20 protein-coding genes and 1 riboswitch are annotated in these 16659 nt (G+C 43.9%); of the genes, 9 read left to right on the forward strand and 11 right to left on the reverse strand.

The genetic code is table 11. From position 1 onward, the window contains the following. The first annotated feature begins 39 nt into the window (after nt 1-39). The 4 genes from ACQ76V_RS06740 (at nt 40) to crcB (ending at nt 2659) form a co-directional block, all read left to right on the forward strand. Nucleotides 40-954 carry a cation diffusion facilitator family transporter gene (locus ACQ76V_RS06740; RefSeq protein ID WP_440999722.1) on the forward strand — a complete coding sequence of 305 codons (915 nt, stop codon included), beginning with the start codon at nt 40-42 and terminating at the stop codon, nt 952-954. A 10-nt stretch (nt 955-964) separates the two neighbouring features. Beyond that, nucleotides 965-1555: an SCO family protein gene (locus ACQ76V_RS06745; protein ID WP_440999723.1), complete on the forward strand. Its 591-nt coding sequence runs from the start codon at nt 965-967 to the stop codon at nt 1553-1555. After that, the gene (locus ACQ76V_RS06750; protein WP_440999724.1) at nt 1552-2034 is read left to right on the forward strand and encodes a copper chaperone PCu(A)C; all 483 of its coding nucleotides are present in this window, start codon (nt 1552-1554) and stop codon (nt 2032-2034) included. The genes ACQ76V_RS06745 and ACQ76V_RS06750 overlap by 4 nt, the downstream gene beginning before the upstream one ends. A 58-nt stretch (nt 2035-2092) precedes the next feature. Continuing rightward, a riboswitch (Fluoride riboswitch) is annotated at nt 2093-2163 on the forward strand. A gap of 127 nt (nt 2164-2290) precedes the next feature. After that, the gene (gene crcB / locus ACQ76V_RS06755) at nt 2291-2659 is read left to right on the forward strand and encodes a fluoride efflux transporter CrcB (protein ID WP_440999725.1); all 369 of its coding nucleotides are present in this window, start codon (nt 2291-2293) and stop codon (nt 2657-2659) included. A gap of 53 nt (nt 2660-2712) precedes the next feature. Here crcB and pafA read toward each other — a convergent pair whose 3' ends face one another. Further along, nucleotides 2713-4362, reverse strand: coding sequence for an alkaline phosphatase PafA (gene pafA, locus ACQ76V_RS06760; protein ID WP_440999726.1), 1650 nt, complete (start codon nt 4360-4362; stop codon nt 2713-2715). A 202-nt stretch (nt 4363-4564) separates the two neighbouring features. Here pafA and ACQ76V_RS06765 point away from each other — a divergent pair, with 202 nt between their 5' ends. From ACQ76V_RS06765 to ACQ76V_RS06780, 4 genes are all read left to right on the forward strand, one after another. Beyond that, nucleotides 4565-4951, forward strand: a complete 387-nt coding sequence (locus ACQ76V_RS06765; RefSeq protein ID WP_440999727.1) for a hypothetical protein — start codon at nt 4565-4567, stop codon at nt 4949-4951. Nucleotides 4952-5044: 93 nt separating this feature from the next. Beyond that, complete coding sequence (locus tag ACQ76V_RS06770) at nt 5045-5287, forward strand: hypothetical protein (protein WP_440999728.1); 243 nt, start codon at nt 5045-5047, stop codon at nt 5285-5287. A 15-nt stretch (nt 5288-5302) separates the two neighbouring features. Continuing rightward, nucleotides 5303-5872 carry a TlpA disulfide reductase family protein gene (locus ACQ76V_RS06775; protein ID WP_440999729.1) on the forward strand — a complete coding sequence of 190 codons (570 nt, stop codon included), beginning with the start codon at nt 5303-5305 and terminating at the stop codon, nt 5870-5872. Between the two features lie 24 nt (nt 5873-5896). Continuing rightward, nucleotides 5897-6517, forward strand: coding sequence for a TlpA family protein disulfide reductase (locus ACQ76V_RS06780; RefSeq protein ID WP_440999730.1), 621 nt, complete (start codon nt 5897-5899; stop codon nt 6515-6517). A gap of 46 nt (nt 6518-6563) precedes the next feature. Here the strand turns inward: ACQ76V_RS06780 and ACQ76V_RS06785 are convergent, their stop codons facing one another. Continuing rightward, the gene (locus tag ACQ76V_RS06785) at nt 6564-7022 is read right to left on the reverse strand and encodes a methyltransferase family protein (RefSeq protein ID WP_440999731.1); all 459 of its coding nucleotides are present in this window, start codon (nt 7020-7022) and stop codon (nt 6564-6566) included. Nucleotides 7023-7140: 118 nt separating this feature from the next. On the opposite strand from ACQ76V_RS06785, the gene ACQ76V_RS06790 reads away from it, so the two are divergent. After that, nucleotides 7141-7761, forward strand: coding sequence for a class I SAM-dependent methyltransferase (locus tag ACQ76V_RS06790; RefSeq protein WP_440999732.1), 621 nt, complete (start codon nt 7141-7143; stop codon nt 7759-7761). Nucleotides 7762-7857: 96 nt separating this feature from the next. Here the strand turns inward: ACQ76V_RS06790 and ACQ76V_RS06795 are convergent, their stop codons facing one another. From ACQ76V_RS06795 to ACQ76V_RS06835, 9 genes are all read right to left on the reverse strand, one after another. Then, the gene (locus ACQ76V_RS06795) at nt 7858-8256 is read right to left on the reverse strand and encodes a rhodanese-like domain-containing protein (RefSeq protein WP_440999733.1); all 399 of its coding nucleotides are present in this window, start codon (nt 8254-8256) and stop codon (nt 7858-7860) included. Nucleotides 8257-8283: 27 nt separating this feature from the next. Next, on the reverse strand, nt 8284-8589 hold the full coding sequence (locus ACQ76V_RS06800) for a rhodanese-like domain-containing protein (RefSeq protein ID WP_440999734.1): 306 nt from the start codon (nt 8587-8589) through the stop codon (nt 8284-8286). Between the two features lie 103 nt (nt 8590-8692). Then, nucleotides 8693-9451, reverse strand: a complete 759-nt coding sequence (locus ACQ76V_RS06805) for a sulfite exporter TauE/SafE family protein (RefSeq protein ID WP_440999735.1) — start codon at nt 9449-9451, stop codon at nt 8693-8695. Nucleotides 9452-9633: 182 nt separating this feature from the next. Next, nucleotides 9634-9891: a YgaP family membrane protein gene (locus ACQ76V_RS06810; RefSeq protein ID WP_440999736.1), complete on the reverse strand. Its 258-nt coding sequence runs from the start codon at nt 9889-9891 to the stop codon at nt 9634-9636. A gap of 37 nt (nt 9892-9928) precedes the next feature. Beyond that, nucleotides 9929-10240, reverse strand: a complete 312-nt coding sequence (locus ACQ76V_RS06815; RefSeq protein WP_440999737.1) for a hypothetical protein — start codon at nt 10238-10240, stop codon at nt 9929-9931. 77 nt (nt 10241-10317) lie between these two features. Beyond that, on the reverse strand, nt 10318-13542 hold the full coding sequence (locus ACQ76V_RS06820) for an efflux RND transporter permease subunit (RefSeq protein ID WP_440999738.1): 3225 nt from the start codon (nt 13540-13542) through the stop codon (nt 10318-10320). Between the two features lie 25 nt (nt 13543-13567). Beyond that, nucleotides 13568-14662 (reverse strand): efflux RND transporter periplasmic adaptor subunit, encoded by a 1095-nt coding sequence (locus tag ACQ76V_RS06825; protein ID WP_440999739.1) that lies wholly within the window; start codon nt 14660-14662, stop codon nt 13568-13570. 38 nt (nt 14663-14700) lie between these two features. Beyond that, nucleotides 14701-16071 carry a TolC family protein gene (locus ACQ76V_RS06830; protein WP_440999740.1) on the reverse strand — a complete coding sequence of 457 codons (1371 nt, stop codon included), beginning with the start codon at nt 16069-16071 and terminating at the stop codon, nt 14701-14703. Between the two features lie 69 nt (nt 16072-16140). Continuing rightward, nucleotides 16141-16527 (reverse strand): DUF302 domain-containing protein, encoded by a 387-nt coding sequence (locus ACQ76V_RS06835; protein WP_440999741.1) that lies wholly within the window; start codon nt 16525-16527, stop codon nt 16141-16143. Between the last annotated feature and the right edge of the window lie 132 nt (nt 16528-16659).

Raw genomic sequence — 16659 nt, forward strand, 5'->3', positions numbered from 1 at the left:
GAGCTGTTAGTTTGCTATCTGATTTCTTAACGCTTTACCATGGCACATTCGCACGACCACGGACATCATCACCACGGCGAAGACCAAACCATTGGCCGTCTTTGGATTTCCATTATACTCAACTTTATTATAACTGCTGCTGAATTTATTGGCGGACTTATCTCCGGCAGTTTGGCCCTGCTTTCCGATGCGCTTCACAATCTTAATGACACCACCTCACTTGGTATCAGCCTGGTGGCTCGCAAAATTTCCAAGAAAGAAGCCAATCGCGACAAAACTTTCGGCTACAAGCGTGCCGAGATTATCGGGGCCTTTATTAATCTCATTACGCTCGTAATCATTGCTCTTTTTCTGATCAAAGAAGGTGTTGAACGCTTCTATAATCCCCAGCCCATCGACGGCATGGTGATGTTCATCGTAGCCATTATTGGACTGCTGGGTAATGTTATTACTGCTATACTACTTTACCGCGATTCCACAGAAAACCTAAATCTGCGCAGCGCCTATATCCATATTTTATCAGATGCTTTTTCATCAGTAGGTGTCATTATTGCCGGTCTGCTCATCCTCTGGTACAAGCTGTATATCATTGATACCATTCTTACACTCATCATTGCCGGATATATCCTCTGGCACAGCTACTATATGCTGCGGCAGACGATCAACATTTTGATGGAAAGCACCCCTGCCAATATCGAAATTCCCAGCGTACAACAAGCCATGGCTACCGTTAACGGCGTGCTCGATATTCACCACCTGCACGTTTGGCGGCTCGACGAAAAAAATATCTTATTAGAAAGTCACGTCGTTATCGACGGAGAAAATATTGGACAGATGGAATCCATAAAATCAGCCCTTAAAGGTCTCTTGGCCAAGAACTTTGATATTCACCACTCCACCCTCGAATTCGAACTCGAACCCTGTGAGGAACACCACGAAAGTCCCTGCAATTAAACAGCTAATTATGAGCTCTTCGCTAAAATCACTCTTCATCGCAATTATTCTTATCAGTATGATCTCTGCCTGTGGGGGACCCGACCCACTGTACGACCTCAGCAGCGACACTTTTCAACTCCGTAATTCCGACAGTACACAGGTCGATTTCCCTGAAGATTACAAAGGCAATATTTCGCTCATCACCTTCATATATACCAACTGTCCCGATGTGTGTCCAGTCATTACTGCCAACATGACCAACATCCAGCGCGAGCTTGATGACACCAGCGGAATCAACTTCATCGAAATTACCTTTGATCCCGAACGCGATACCCCCTCAGCCCTTAACGAATACAAAAACCTATATGGGCTCAACAGTCAATTTACCATGCTTACCGGCGATACAACCACCATTAATTCAATACTTGATAAACTCGATATCGTTGCCCAAAAAGTCATCGTCGACTCCCTCGGCTACGACAGCACCAACTACGCCATGCGTCATTCAAACACCCTTTACCTGATGGACAAAGACGGATATATCCGCGCCGAATATCCCGCGCACCGCGTAAAACCCGAACATGTCAAAGACGACATTAATTACCTCCGATCAGAATGAAATCAATAACATACCTACTGCTTATTTCACTATCCGGCTGTTTCCTGTTTTTGGGATGTGGTTCGGAATCGAACTCTTCGAACGACTCCGAATCAAAGCAAGAAGTCGTTCTCGGAAAAGTTGACCTCGACAACGCCTGGGCACGTCCCGGCTCACAACAGGGTAACAGCGCTGCATACCTGCGTATTTCCAACGGTACGGCCTCCACCGATACGCTGGTATCTTTCAGCAGCGATGTTGCCGAAAAAGTAGAACTGCACAAATCCATCGAAAATGATGACGGTACCACCAGCATGCAACCTGCGGGACAGCAAGTCATTCCGGCCGGAGAAAAATTACAGCTCGAACCCGGCGGGCTGCACCTCATGCTCATCAACTTAACAAGAGAGGTAGCTGTTGGAGACTCTCTGCAACTTTCTTTGGAATTTGCCCACGTGGGTACCATAGAAACTATTGTCCCTGTACAAATTCAGAATTAGTTTTTAATGGGCCATACTATTACCGCAAGTAATGGCATCACAATAACACATTGCTTAAATTTGCGTTGGTGATGGAGTTCGCCTTCAACCGTTCCGACTACCCTCGGAACTGATGACTCCTGTAAACAATAAATATTTGTGTCTCCTGGACTCCTTTCAAGGTCTGCATATACATGGATAATTACTCGTGCAGAAATAAGTTCAGTATGACACCCACTGATAATTTTTAAAGAAATAACTTAACAGGAGTTATCTTATGCTACAATCCATACTGGCGGTTGGTATCGGCGGATTTTTCGGTAGCATCTTTCGCTATCTCATTACCCATTATATGAATATTAGCACGCAGTCCACCTTCCCTTTCGGCACACTTACCGTAAATATTGCCGGTTCTTTTCTTATCGGAATCATCATCGCAGCCGCACTTGAAGGGGATCTAAATAAATCGATGCGCCTGCTTTTAGCAACCGGTTTCTGTGGAGGATTTACAACCTTCTCTTCCTTTTCCTACGAATTTTTTTCGTTGCTCCAACACGAGCAAACCGGATACGCTTTTTTATATGCCGCCGCCAGTTTTATCTTAGGAATTGCTTTTGTCTGGCTGGGCTTTTATCTCATTAAATAAAAAAGGCGGGATAAAATCCCGCCCTTCAACAATCCTACAAACTTACATTTACCCTACTCCTCAAATTGCAAGATATTCGCTTCTGAACCGCTTGGCAATGCAATATTCAGCATATTGGAAATTGTCGGAGCAATTTGTGGTATAACCGTTTTTCGACTGCTTTGACCCTGAGGTACATTCCATCCATAAAAAATGAGTGGCACATGCGTATCATAATTATATGGTGATCCATGGGATGTACCCGTCGGGTAATTCGAATCCAACCAACCCGACTTCAGCTGAATATATACATCTCCAGATCGACCGTAATGAAATCCATTTTGATACATCTTCTGCTGTCCACTGCTGTAATTTTTATACTGCAGGTTATGAGCTGTATTCGTTGAAAGTACACCCTCAAACTGAAGCAGAAAATCAGCCGCTTTTTCCTGTATAATCTTCAGTGAAAGTCCTTTTTTCTGCACCAGGTCACGATCCAGATACACTTGCTGATTGATATAATCCTCAACCCACTCTTGGTCACCAAACTCTGTTTTCAAATATACCGAGAGTTCCTCAACAGCGGTGTCACTGTCAAAATAACCGCCGGGTAACTTTTTATCGATCAGCTCTTGCGGAACATCCACTGCCCCGTGGTCCGAAGTTAAAACCACCACATAGTTTCCTTTGCCAATCTCTTTATCCAAATCATCCAGCAAATCGGCAATAGTCCGATCCAATCGCAAGTAGGTATCTTGCAGCTCAATAGAATGTGGCCCGAACCTATGACCCACATAATCAGTTGATGAAAAGCTAACGCCCAGAAAGTCCGTTGCCTCTCCGGATCCCAGATCTTCACTTTCAATAGCCGATTTTGCGAGCTCTGCAATCAGCGTATTTCCATATGGCGATGAACTAACAATTCCGTAATCGTCTCCCCGGTTGGCTCCCAAATCATGCGGAAACACGGGCGCATCCTCATTTTCAAAGGTAGCCTCATACGGCGTGTCATCTTCATTGCTTTCGGCATATTGACCGATAGGTAACAGCGTTTCCCACGTGCTATTGGCAAAGTCTTTGGCTAACCCTTTTTCGTTGAAGTTCTGTACCCACTCCGGCAGCTCAGATATATACCAAGAACTACTCACAAAATTACCGGTCTCACTGTCATACCAGTAAGCGGCATCGCCAAGATGTCCCGCCGGCAGCACCGCACCCCGATCTTTGATTGAAACAGTAATGACCTTACTCTCGGGACTTGCTGATTTTAGCTCATCGGTAACCGTAGTACTCAACAGATTTCGGGGCGACATTTTTCCGGCGTCGTTATCGGTCCCAACCGATGATACTGTGGAATCAGAAACCACATACATGCTCTTGTCGATACTGCGATCGTACCAGGCGTTTCCAACAATACCGTTTACCGATGGTGTTGCGCCCGTATAAACCGATGCATGCCCCGGCCCGGTATAGGTTGGAAAGTAATTAAAGTGATTGTTATTAAAACTAAAACCCTGCTTAACCAATCGCTTGAAACCGCCGTCTTCAAACTTATCCCAGTACAACGGAATATAATCATAGCGCAACTGATCAACGACAATACCCACCACCAGCTTGGGATTATCAGCTGTGGGTTTAGATTCGGGAAATTCTTGTGCCCATCCAGCTGAAGTAAATAGCAAAAACATGAGAAAAATACTGCAAAGGGTGTTCATTAACTTCATAAGTCGTCAGCTTTTAGTAAAATTTTCTTAGGCCAAAAAGTAAGTTCTTTTAAGGAAATTTCGAATTAGGATTCTGTAAAATAATTTATGTCCATCCGTGTTATAAAAGGCAATACTTCCATCGAACATCGATAGATAAAGAACAGCATTTTTAATACCTTCAAAACTGATTGGCTTCAGAAACCAAACATCAAACGGCCCAGTGAATAACACCATAAAACACTTTTTCTTTTTTGCCCTTATTTTTGCTGTAGGCAGTACTATATTTCAGCAAAATGTGGTGCAGTTAGGCAACGTTGGCAGTTCCCATTCAGGGTCAGACACCCTTTGCCAACAGCTCTCTAATGGGAGTATTTCTAATCCTTCCGGAGACGTTGATCCCCTTTTTGAACATGATTCCAAATCGAATGCCGATGATGCCCCTCTAAAAACTATTACAAGCTGTAACTCATTGATGAATATCCTTCCAGCCCAAAGCAATTTTTCTTTTAATCCGGGAGGGAAAGAAGTTACAATCGGCATTTACAAACCTACATTCTCATCCCAGGCTTTTGTATTCCAAGAGCCCGATCCTCCTCGGCTCGGTTAATCCTTGCTGCCTTTCCGTAATAAATTCAGGCTTTAAAAACCATACTGCTGGGCAAATACCATCCCAGTATTGTTTAAACAGCATCTGTTAACTATGAGGTACTTAAAACAACGCAAAGAGCTTATTCCTTTGATTGCCGTAGTTATACTGTTTGGCATAGCAGCTCATGATCTATTTAGCGAACAAAAGGATAATTCTACAATCCTTAATTCCGGGAAAATGATTGATCCCGCTACGATAAGTGGTCGAACAGCCTGCGAGGTACCAATTCCGGATATTACCAAGCGAAAACAATCAGAACTACCCGCCTTTGAGGCAAAAGAAATTTCCAACTAACCATTATTATTGATTATGAACTTTTCTCGATTTCCAACGCACAAATTTTTCTTCATCTCGATAGCCCTGCTAATAATAGCATGCGGCACCCCTAATGAACAACCATCAGATAACACACAAACAGCTACGGGACAACCAGCAAGCGCCCAAAATTCATCTCAACAGCAATTTAAAAAGGCACCTGACTTCACACTCGAAACCATGGAGGGCGATATGTTTACGCTTTCCGATCATGAAGGAAAGGTGGTAGTACTAAATTTCTGGGCAACCTGGTGTGGGCCCTGCCGCAAGGAAATTCCTGATTTTATGGAGCTGTATAAGGAAATGAAAGACGACGGAGTTCTATTTGCCGGTGTTTCTCTGGATGAAGAAGGCTGGGAAAAAGTTCGTCCCTATGCCAATGAAATGGGTATAAATTATCCCATTATGGTTGATGATGGACATGTTTCTCGTCAATACGGTCCCATTCGCGCGATTCCAACAACGTTAATCATCAACAAAAAAGGACAGGTAGAATATGTGGCGCCCGGCATGCTCACAAAAGAAAAATTAAAACCCATACTCACTAAGTTGGCCAATCGATAACCTATAATTTTTTACATTTGAGTTATGAGTTCTACAGAAAAAAGTAAAAAGTCGGGCTGGAAACAAAGCCTTATTGAGTGGGGCGTAATTTTTGCTATCGGAGCTATTCTCTATGCTACAGGATTACATACCGAAGTGCTGGGCACCATGCAACGAGCCATGCTATGGACCGGGTTCTTTGATGCTGATACCTCACAAATTGCCACTACTGATGGTCCGATGCTTTCTGATTCGGATTACCAATTTGCGATGCGACAAACAAATGGCGAAACCACATCACTGAGCGATTTTCGCGGCGATGTCCTCTTTGTAAACGTCTGGGCTTCATGGTGTCCACCCTGTGTAGCTGAAATGCCCACGATTGAAACCCTTTATAACAATGTGGCTGGTCATAAAAACATCCGTTTTATTCTGTTATCGATGGATGAAGAACCCCAAAAGGCGGTCAATTTTATGAAGAGAAAGGATTTTGGTATGCCCTATTATTTCCCGGCATCAAGCCTGCCCGCAGAATTTCGAAGCCAGTATCTGCCCACGACGTATATTATCTCAAAACAAGGAAAAGTGGTTTATAAAAAGGAGGGCATTGCCGATTACAGTTCGACTAATTTTGCCCAGTGGATGATCGATCTGGCTGAACAATAATTAGTAGGGGTTACCTTTCTTGCGGACCCTATCATCTTAAAATTACTTAAAACCAGCGTCGCACTTCGGCTTTATACTTTTGATATTCATCCCCGAATTTTTCGTCCATCACTTGTTCTTCGGGAGCAATCTGATAGCGATTCATATATGCTACAAATATCGGGATCATCACAAACACCAACACATTGCCAAGGTAAAAACCAAAGCCCACTAATATCAGCAATAATCCTGCGTACATAGGATTTCGGGAGATGCTATAAATACCGTTTGTCACCAAACTACTGGTATTATCCGGTTTATGTGGATTGATGGACGTGGATTCTTTGTAAAATTCGACCAGCCCCAATAACCCAAAAGCTCCACCCAGACCTAAAAAGAAAACCGTTCCCCACCATTTGGTATCAAAAACCGCCCAACTCAAATCAAGATACAATGCAATCCACCACATGGCGGCAGCAATAATCAGGGCATTAGCTACAGGTGGAATCTTTAACTCTAATTTCATGAGTTATTCATCTAATTTTTCTTAACTACCTGTGATACTAACTTAATAAAAAAGCCTGATTCAAACAGCACTAACATTTAGCGCAAAACAGATTCAAAACCAATAACCATCAATAATCATGCGAACTGCACAAGAGGCCAAGCAATTTTGGGACGATCGTTATTCAAGTGGAAACTATATTTACGGCACGCAACCTAATCGCTTTTTCAAAGAACAAATTGACCAATTAGAACCGGGTCGATTACTCTTACCGGCTGAGGGCGAAGGTCGGAATGCTATTTACGCCGCTCGCGAGGGTTGGCGGGTTGATGCTTTTGACATCAGCGAAAAGGGCCGTAAGAAAGCCCTGGAGTTGGCAAAACGTAATCACGTGACCATTAATTACACCATCTGCAAATTTAACGACTTTGAAGTAGAAGCAGAATCCTATGATAGCATTGCCCTTATTTATGCACATCTGCATACATCTCAAAGAAGAGAGATTCACCAAAAGCTTATTGAGGGGTTAAAACCGGGCGGACACTTACTACTGGAAGCTTTCTCAAAAGACCAACTTGGCAATGATTCTGGAGGCCCGAAAAATCTCGAAATGCTTTACGATTTATATGAACTGCTTGAAGATTTCAAAGCCCTGCAAATTAATCTTGCTGAGGCTACTGAAATAGATCTGGAAGAAGGGAAACACCACGAAGGTACCGCCGATGTTATTCGTATCCTTGCCCAAAAGTCAAAAGCGTAGAATTCTCCTTAAGCCATAACTAAACGATAAAAATAGGGAGCCCATCTGTATTGAGCTCCCTATTCCAAATTTCGCAATCAATTCGGCGGGAAGTTGTTATTTCTTGCTTTCTACGCCTGCATCTACCAATTCCTGGAAACCGCCAATATTATATACATTCTCAAATCCGTTTTTCTTCATCAGCTCCGTGGCCTGTCCACTTCGATTACCTGTTCGGCAGTAAAGATAATACGTTTCCCCTTTATCAAGGGAATCCAAGGAAGCCTCAAAATCACCATTGAGCAAATTAAATTGGTGATCGACGTTGGCCAGATGACCCTCGTCGTATTCTTCTTGGGTACGCACATCAATAACTACCCCGGGCGTTTCTTTAACTTTTTCCTGAAATTCCGTGGCACTTATTCGTGAACTATCAGCATCACTTTGCGCACAAGCCTGAAATGCAAGCAAAGCCATTAATACCGACAAACTAACTGTAAATATCCGTTTCATCATATCATTTAAATTTTAAGCTAAAATTTGTTATTCCTTCTCAAATCCTGCACTTACAAGACTCTGTATTCCACCTATATTATACACATTTTCGAAGCCGTTTCGTTTCATAATCTGTGTAGCGCGTCCACTGCGTGCTCCGGATCGACAGTACAGAAAATAGTTTTTACCTTTGTCGAGCTTTTGGAGATTCTGCTCAAAATTAGCAGAGGACAAATCGTAATTATAATCTGTCTTTTTAATATGACCATTTTGGTATTCTCCCTTCGTTCGCACGTCAATAATAACGCCCGACTCTTCGTTTAGCAATTCTTTAAATTTCTGTGGTGGTATCATGTTTTTTGAGTTTTTCAGTTTATTGAGATAAAAAAGTGCCACTGCAACACCTATTAGTATAATTATTGTTAATGCATCCATTATTCGATGGTTAAATTGTGTTTTAAATATTCATAAAGATGATGTAGCCCCCCATCAACACTAAAAAAACGGCAAATCCTTTCTTCAATCGTTCATTTGATATTTTACCCGCCACTTTGTTACCGATTAAACTGCCAACGGCACCAATCAAACTAAAAACCAATACCAATTGCCAATTTATACTCAACCCCAATCCATCAAGAACATCAATATATTTATAAAATCCACTGAAGCTCTTTAGCGCAATAATCAAAAGACTTGTACCTACCGCTAATCCCATCGGGAGACCACCCAGTAACACCAGTGCCGGTACAATCAGGAAGCCGCCACCGACCCCAACAAGTCCCGTTAACACTCCAACAGCCAAGCCTTCGAGTACAATCTTCCACCAGGCATGTGATATTTCAATTGCACCAGCCGATTTCAAATTGTTCTTATCACGAAACATCATGACGGCTGCCACCAGCATCACGACCGCAAAAAGAAGCAATTGAAAAGTGCCCGATACAAACTCAGCAACTACGGCTCCGCCGTAGGTTCCCGCCATGCCGGGCAGTCCAAATAAAATGACACTGCGCCAGTGTACTTTCTGCTTTAACGCATAAGGAATAAATCCCGCGAAGCTAATAGTGCCAACGATGCCGAGTGATTCGGCAATGGCTACTTTTTCTTGCTCTCCCGCCAGATAAATAAGCACCGGTACTGTCAATATTGAGCCGCCCGATCCCAACAGACCTAACGAAAGGCCAACCAATAAAGCCCCAATCCATGGTAATATCATAATAAACCTAATATACAATTAATTCGGATGGCCGGCTATCAACCGACCATCCGCAGGTTAGGGGATCTATCAAAAACAGAAGTATCTATCTTTGTGGTTAACTTTCTGCTTGTACATGGGAAATTCTTGCTCTTATAGCACAGAAACTGCCCCAAAACCCATTCCATTACCTGAACAACAGATTAGCCTTTTGACTTTGCACCGGTTTGGGAATTTTCCTCCACCCCTATTCCCAGCTTGGCAAAGATCTGTTCGGCCAGGCACCAGTTTGTAAGAGATGACTGAAATAAATTTAATCCTACAAACAGGGTTAACAAAAACCAGTAGGGACTTACAAAATATCCCAATGCCAGACTTACCGTTACCATCGTACCGGCCAGCATTCGTATTGCTCGTTCCATGGGCCGCATTGTTGAACAACTTGGATTTTGATTACTCATAATATTGCTTTGTTAATTATTGAAATTTAAATCGTAATTATGCTGATTCTTCGACACTCAGCGAATAAGCGTGTATTGGGTTCTGTTTCTCAGCGCCCGTTTCTTTGTTATAGGCTTTTACTTCATCGATAACCCGCTTGACACACTCTCCATTTTGTATGGAAAAAAAGAGCGTGGAATACACACCGTGTTCATCCTTCGCAAACCAGTTAGAAATATCCGGCTGATACTCTTCAGTTTTAAAACCGTGCACATTCGTTTCGCTGTAAATCGGCACCTTTTGTCGTGCTAAAATTTTACGTACGTCATCGGTATATTCGTCGATACTAAGTATGATTAATAACTTCATAATGTGATGTTTTTTGATTATTGATAATCACGACCGGGCTCACAATCCCAATACCCGGCCGTGATACCTGCTTAACCTTACGTTTGCTCTCCTTTGAGCTCCTTCACTTTGTTCTCTACCATAAAATAGATCAACGGGATCATAATCAGTGTTAATGCTGTGGATGCTACCGCACCGCCCATCAGTGAAATTGCCAGACCCTGAAATATCGGATCAAACAATATCACGACTGCACCAATTACCACGGTACCGGCCGTCAACAGAATGGGCATACTACGTACGGCCCCCGCTTCGATGACCGCCTGCTTGAGCGACTCACCGTCATCAAGCCGTATGTTGATAAAGTCGATCAGCAAGACAGAGTTTCGCACCATAATACCGGCCAGGGCAATCATCCCAATCATTGAGGTCGCCGTAAAGAATGCGCCCAATAGCCAGTGCCCTACAATGATACCAACCAGCGAAAGCGGAATAGCGATCATCATAATGATAGGCACTTTGAAATCCTGGAACCATCCAATAATTAACATATAGATGATCACCAGCACAACGGCAAAAGCAATTCCAAGATCACGGAATACTTCGTAGGTAATCTGCCATTCACCGTCCCATTTAAGGGTATAATCGTCCGTCATAAACGGCTGTCCCGCAAAGATCTGGGAGAGGTTGTAGCCCTCGGGCATTTCAATATTGTCGATCTCTTCCCCGGTGTCGAGCAGAGCATAAACCGGACTTTCGATTTCGCCGGCTACCTCAGCCAGCACATAGGTTACGCGCCGCTGGTTTTTGCGGTGGATACTGGTTTTAAGAGTATCCTCAGTTACCGTCACTAAATCAGCAACGGGTATCATTGCCCCTGATGCCGACTTCATGTGCACTTGCTGGAGCTTTTTGATATCAGAGCGACCGGCTTTGGGTAACTTCACCGTAATAGGCACATCGTTCAATTCTTTCTCGCTGTAAAGACGTGACACATCTTTTCCGCGAAGCGCCATCGTTACAGTCTGTACCACTTGCTTCGATGAGATACCCGACATCATTGCCTTTTCGGTATTCACATCCAACTTATATTTGGTCTGCGGTGCTTCGATCATCCAATCTACATCGACAATGCCTTCCGTTTTTTCAAAGATGTCTTTCACCTCTCCACCGACCCGCTTACGCTCATCGGTATCGGGACCGTAAACCTCAGCTACAATCGTGGACTGTACCGGAGGTCCGGGCGGTACCTCTACAACTTTAACATTGGCATTATACTTTTCGCCTACCTTTTGCACCATGGGGCGCAGACGTTTGGCAATAGCGTGACTTTGATCACTACGTTCGCCTTTGTCAATCAGATTCAGCTGGATATCCGCCACATTGGGACCTTTTCGCAAGTCGTAATGTCGCACAAGTCCATTAAAATTAATGGGTGCATTGTTACCGGCATAAATCTGGTAATCTTTAATTTCAGGCACATCCTTCAAACTCAGGCCTACCTCACGAGCAACCGCATTGGTCCGCTCTAACGTTGTACCTTCGGGCATATCAATAATAAGCTGCACCTCATTTTTGTTATCGAACGGAAGCATTTTTACCTCGACCATTCGGAACACAAACATCAATGTTGAGGCCAAAAGCAATACTGTTACCCCAATAATGAACGCCCACCGTTTAAACGTACTTTCGAGCAGGGGTTCCATGGTACGTTCGTACCATTTATATATAAAGGTTTCTTTAAGATCATATTTCTTCTCTTCCCCACTTTCATCTTTCTCAGAATTACCGTGAGGCAATAGAATATATGCCAGCCAGGGGGTGATGACCAACGCTACAATCAGGGAGAAAATCATGGCCAGCGAAGCACCTATCGGCATAGGACTCATATAAGGCCCCATCAATCCCGATACAAAAGCCATCGGCAGTACCGCCGAAATTACGGTAAACGTTGCCAGAATAGTTGGGTTACCAACCTCACTGATGGAGGCGATAGCAGCCTGCTTAAGTGGTAGTTTCTTCATCTTAAAGTGCCTGTGCATGTTCTCGGCAATAATAATCGAGTCATCAACCACAATACCCGTCACAAAAACCAGCGCAAAGAGCGTAATCCGGTTCAGGGTATAGCCAAACATGTAGTATAAGAAGAGGGTAAGCGCAAAGGTCACCGGTACCGACAGAAACACCACCAGTCCACCCCGCCAACCCAAAGCAAGAGACACCACAAAAGTCACGGCCAGGATAGCTACCAGCAAGTGCTCAAGGAGTGAAAATACCTTAGCTGAAGCGGTTTCTCCATAATTACGTGTAGTAGTAACATTTACATCGGCCGGGATTAAGCTACCGTCAAGCTTGTCTACTTTCCGTTGAATTTGTTCAGCAATCGCCATCGCATCCGCGCCGGAGCGCTTGGCTACCGAAATCGTTACTGCAGGATACGACTCACCCGCATTTAAGCCAGCCTCCTGTGCTTTTTGATGCCCAACGCCATACGAAACATACTCAGAAGGCTCCTCCGGTCCGTCGCGAATCTCAGCAATGCTGTGCAAATAAATGGGATCACCATTTTGCACATCTATAACAACATTTCGTACCTCTTCGGCTGATTTAAAAAAGTCTCCGGTATTAACCAGGTACTCGGTATCGTTATTGCTAAATGATCCAGACGAAAGCTCTTGGTTGGCCGCTTGTATTTGCCCCACCACCTGCATCGGATCGATGCCATAGGAGGACATTTTATTCTTGTCCAGATTCACCGAGACCTGTCGGGTACGCCCGCCGTGGATATCGGTCTGCGCCACATCTTCGATCTGTTTGATATCCAGCGCCAGTTCATCGGCCACGCGACGTAAATCAAAATCACTGTATTTATCGCTCCATAATGTCAATGTCATGATCGGGACGTCATCAATGGAACGGGTCTTTACCATGGGTTGGGTGGCCCCTTCGGGAAACCGATCCATGTTCTTCATGATCTCATTATAGAGCCGTACCAAACTGCGCTCTACATCTTCACCCACATAGAAGCGGGCAGATACCATCGCCTGATCGGGCATGGATGTAGAATACACATATTCCACCCCTTCTATATTTGAGAGTACCTTCTCCAGAGGGATCGCAATATTTTTTTCCACCTCCTCGGGCGTTGCTCCCGGATAGCCGACAAAAATATCGGCCATCGGCACATCAATTTGCGGCTCTTCTTCGCGCGGGGTCAAATACGTTCCGTAAAATCCCAGCGCCAGAAATACAATCATTAACAAGGGCGTTAACTTTGAGTCAATAAACCCTTGCGCTATTTTTCCTGCAATTCCAGTCTTCATAATGATATATCTAAATAATTTCTATTTACTGCGTACTTACTTTGCGGCCTTCGCGTAGCGGCTGATCAACCGAAGCCACAAACAATTCGCCTTGCGACAAGCCGGATAAGATTTCTACACCATCGGCACTTTCATCGCCAAGGCGAACCCAGCGAAGCACAATTTCAGAGTTATCATTCAGCGTATATAAACCGGTTAGCTGTCCGCGCTCAATAATGGCAGACTTAGGCACCACGATCGAGCGATCACTCTCCGTAATCAAGCCGACCTGTGCGAACATTCCCGATTTTACGCCTGAATTCTTTTCCAGCTCGGGCAACATCACTTCAACAGCAAACTGTCGGCTGCCGCGATTTCCAGCCTGATTAATATTCCTGACTACCCCAATACCATCTTTATAGCCAGCAGCCTTTATATCCACCGAAACGGTATCATTATAATTAAACAGCGAAATGTTGCTTTCGGGAACGGTTATATTCACTTTCATGATGCCTTCTTGCTCAAGCGCAATAATAGGCTGTCCCGGTGCGGCCATATCTCCTTCGGTAGCCATCTTCGATACCACATATCCGTTAAAAGGGGCCGTCAACCTGGTATAATCGAGCATATCTTCCACTTCCTGAAGTTTGCTCTCCAAGGTTTTCACTTTGGCTTTGGCCATCTCGTACTGAGTGCTCATATCATCCAGCTCCTTTTTAGTGGCGCTTTCCTGCTCATACAAATTTTTGATACGGGTATAATTGGTCTCCGCATTTTGCAAAGCAGCCTTGGCCTCTATCAAACTCGATTCAACCTGATTCTTCTGCGCCTGCAGGTTATCATCTTGAATCTGAATCAATACATCACCCTTGCTGACGTATTCCCCTTCTTCAAGATCAAGTTGGGTGATTCGTCCCATCACTTTCGTACTCATATTGACCGTACGATCACTACTTACGGTACCGGAGAAACGGTGTGATGCCGTTCCCTGCACGTATTCTGCGGTTTGAGTATTTACCGTTATGGGCTGATCATCTGCGGGCTGCTCACTTTCAGTAGAGCTGCATGAGATCCCCACCAGCATTAGCACTGCAAGTGCAGATAATAGTCTTCCTGATATGTTCATGATGCTATATTTCATTGTTCTATTTGTTTTGTTATTAAAATCTTTTTGGAAAATTAGTAAGGCATTTCACGCTCAAGCAGCAACTCCAGTGTTGCCACACTTAAATTATATTGATAGAGCGCATTGAGTCGCTGCAGCTTACTTTGGAGCAACTGGGTTTCTGCCTGTAGCAGATCCGTCGTTTTTTCCATGCCTTGCTCAAAGCGATTATTGCGAATGCGAAAATCTTCATCCGCCTGCTCTACTGATGCCTCAGCAAACTGAAGTTGTTCTTTTGCCTGATTAAGTGAGCGTTGAGCCTGCTGTATTTCCATCTTGTTCTTGAAAAGACTGCTTTCGTAAGCCAACTCTGCCTTTTTTAACTGGGCTTTTGATTCCATTACCTTGCCCACATTTTTAAATCCTTTAAACAGATCCCACTTGAGCGTTGCCCCTATCATATAACTGTCACCCTGCGTTCCGAATGGCACTTCGTCATTAAATTCGTAGCTGCCAAACAGGTTTATACTGGGAATAAAATTGAACTTTGAGGATCGCTGCATCTCTTTCGCCGCCGACATCCGGTATTTCATGGCTTCCAATTTAGCGTTCGTGGAATTCTCGGCGTCAATCATCTCATCCGAAATTCCGGGGCGCATCTGCAGGCTATCCGTAGCCTCAATAGCGATCTCCTCATCAATATTTAGCAAGTAGCGAAAATTATCCTGCACCGTCTGCAGTTGATCACGAACTTTTGACTGTCGACTTTTGAGCTCCAGCACACGTACCTTGGCTGCAAGATAATCGGCCTTGTTGATCATATCCTGCTCATAGTAGTTCTTGGCCTGACGTTCATTTTCGCGTGCAACTTCAAGCGACTTCGTAATAACCTGCTCCTGCTTCTCCATCAGTTGAAGCTGATAATAGGTATCCTTCACCTGGTAGCGGACATGCTGAATAGTCCCCTCCATCTGTTTTTTGGCGGCTTCCAGCTGGTTTTTTACCGCTCGGCGCTGAAAAATCGCATCCGCATTAAAAAGCGGCTGCTGTGCCTTAAAAGCAGTAGTAAAGTTATCGTAGGCATCAGGATCATTTAAACGCGTTGGATTAAAATCAGCCTGTGTTACCGCTTCCTGCTTTAATTTAAAGCCAAAAACATTCAGCGGATCATTCGTTGAAACGCCCGTCTCTTCTATCGAAAGTTGCGGTAAAAATGTAGCATTAGTTTGCCGATACTGCGAGCGGACCTTCTCCATATCGGCCTCAGCCATTCGAATTTCGAAACTGGCCTCTTCAGTAATGGCAAGCGCCTCTTGAAGGCTCATCTCTCGAACATCCGTCGTGTCAGTCGCAATCGTCTGTGCCAGTATGGGCTGGAACGAAAACACCATCACCCCGGCCAAAAGCACTAATATTTTGTTTCTTATCTTGTCAATAATTTGCATTGTATTCGATCTTATTTAATGATTTCTAACCCTGAAAATTTCAGGGAGCATTCCTATCAGAATATTGATTTACAGCTGGTTGATTACTTTTTGCAACTTTGATCGCACTTCATTTGCAATGGGATGCAATTCCTCATTCTCAACCGCCTGCATCGAGGCTACCGGATCTACGGCCGAAACCTCAACCTGTCCGTCCTCATGTTCTTCCACAATTACATTGCAAGGTAGCATGACTCCAATTTTATCTTCGGAAGTAAGCGCCTTATGCGCAAAATGTGGATTGCAGGCTCCCAGAATTCGATACTTCTTAAAATCCACATCCAGCTTTTTCTTCAGCGTCTCAGTAACATCAATTTCGGTAAGTACCCCAAACCCTTCTTCTTTAAGCAGGGCTGTCACCGTTTCAATAGCTTCGTCAAATGATTGATCGGTTGTTGCAGAGTAAAAGTATTTCATAACACTGTTGGTTTGATTGTTTTTTGTCATGCATGAATATAGGGACAGAATCTATGGTTGTCAATACAAGTAAATACATATATTCAATTGTACTGATATATTTCCTCTATAAGCGTATTTTAAAGCTTTATA

Source organism: Fodinibius sp. SL11, from assembly GCF_052060035.1.
Taxonomy (GTDB): Bacteria; Bacteroidota; Rhodothermia; order Balneolales; family Balneolaceae; genus Fodinibius.

Bases quoted from the DNA above. Each gene is read 5' to 3' on its own strand.
- ACQ76V_RS06740 (WP_440999722.1), top strand. From the start codon at position 40: ATGGCACATTCGCACGACCACGGACATCATCACCACGGCGAAGACCAA.
- ACQ76V_RS06745 (WP_440999723.1), top strand. From the start codon at position 965: ATGAGCTCTTCGCTAAAATCACTCTTCATCGCAATTATTCTTATCAGT.
- ACQ76V_RS06750 (WP_440999724.1), top strand. From the start codon at position 1,552: ATGAAATCAATAACATACCTACTGCTTATTTCACTATCCGGCTGTTTC.
- crcB (WP_440999725.1), top strand. From the start codon at position 2,291: ATGCTACAATCCATACTGGCGGTTGGTATCGGCGGATTTTTCGGTAGC.
- pafA (WP_440999726.1), bottom strand. From the start codon at position 4,362: ATGAAGTTAATGAACACCCTTTGCAGTATTTTTCTCATGTTTTTGCTA.
- ACQ76V_RS06770 (WP_440999728.1), top strand. From the start codon at position 5,045: ATGAGGTACTTAAAACAACGCAAAGAGCTTATTCCTTTGATTGCCGTA.
- ACQ76V_RS06775 (WP_440999729.1), top strand. From the start codon at position 5,303: ATGAACTTTTCTCGATTTCCAACGCACAAATTTTTCTTCATCTCGATA.
- ACQ76V_RS06780 (WP_440999730.1), top strand. From the start codon at position 5,897: ATGAGTTCTACAGAAAAAAGTAAAAAGTCGGGCTGGAAACAAAGCCTT.
- ACQ76V_RS06785 (WP_440999731.1), bottom strand. From the start codon at position 7,022: ATGAAATTAGAGTTAAAGATTCCACCTGTAGCTAATGCCCTGATTATT.
- ACQ76V_RS06790 (WP_440999732.1), top strand. From the start codon at position 7,141: ATGCGAACTGCACAAGAGGCCAAGCAATTTTGGGACGATCGTTATTCA.
- ACQ76V_RS06795 (WP_440999733.1), bottom strand. From the start codon at position 8,256: ATGATGAAACGGATATTTACAGTTAGTTTGTCGGTATTAATGGCTTTG.
- ACQ76V_RS06800 (WP_440999734.1), bottom strand. From the start codon at position 8,589: ATGATACCACCACAGAAATTTAAAGAATTGCTAAACGAAGAGTCGGGC.
- ACQ76V_RS06805 (WP_440999735.1), bottom strand. From the start codon at position 9,451: ATGATATTACCATGGATTGGGGCTTTATTGGTTGGCCTTTCGTTAGGT.
- ACQ76V_RS06810 (WP_440999736.1), bottom strand. From the start codon at position 9,891: ATGAGTAATCAAAATCCAAGTTGTTCAACAATGCGGCCCATGGAACGA.
- ACQ76V_RS06815 (WP_440999737.1), bottom strand. From the start codon at position 10,240: ATGAAGTTATTAATCATACTTAGTATCGACGAATATACCGATGACGTA.
- ACQ76V_RS06820 (WP_440999738.1), bottom strand. From the start codon at position 13,542: ATGAAGACTGGAATTGCAGGAAAAATAGCGCAAGGGTTTATTGACTCA.
- ACQ76V_RS06825 (WP_440999739.1), bottom strand. From the start codon at position 14,662: ATGAAATATAGCATCATGAACATATCAGGAAGACTATTATCTGCACTT.
- ACQ76V_RS06830 (WP_440999740.1), bottom strand. From the start codon at position 16,071: ATGCAAATTATTGACAAGATAAGAAACAAAATATTAGTGCTTTTGGCC.
- ACQ76V_RS06835 (WP_440999741.1), bottom strand. From the start codon at position 16,527: ATGAAATACTTTTACTCTGCAACAACCGATCAATCATTTGACGAAGCT.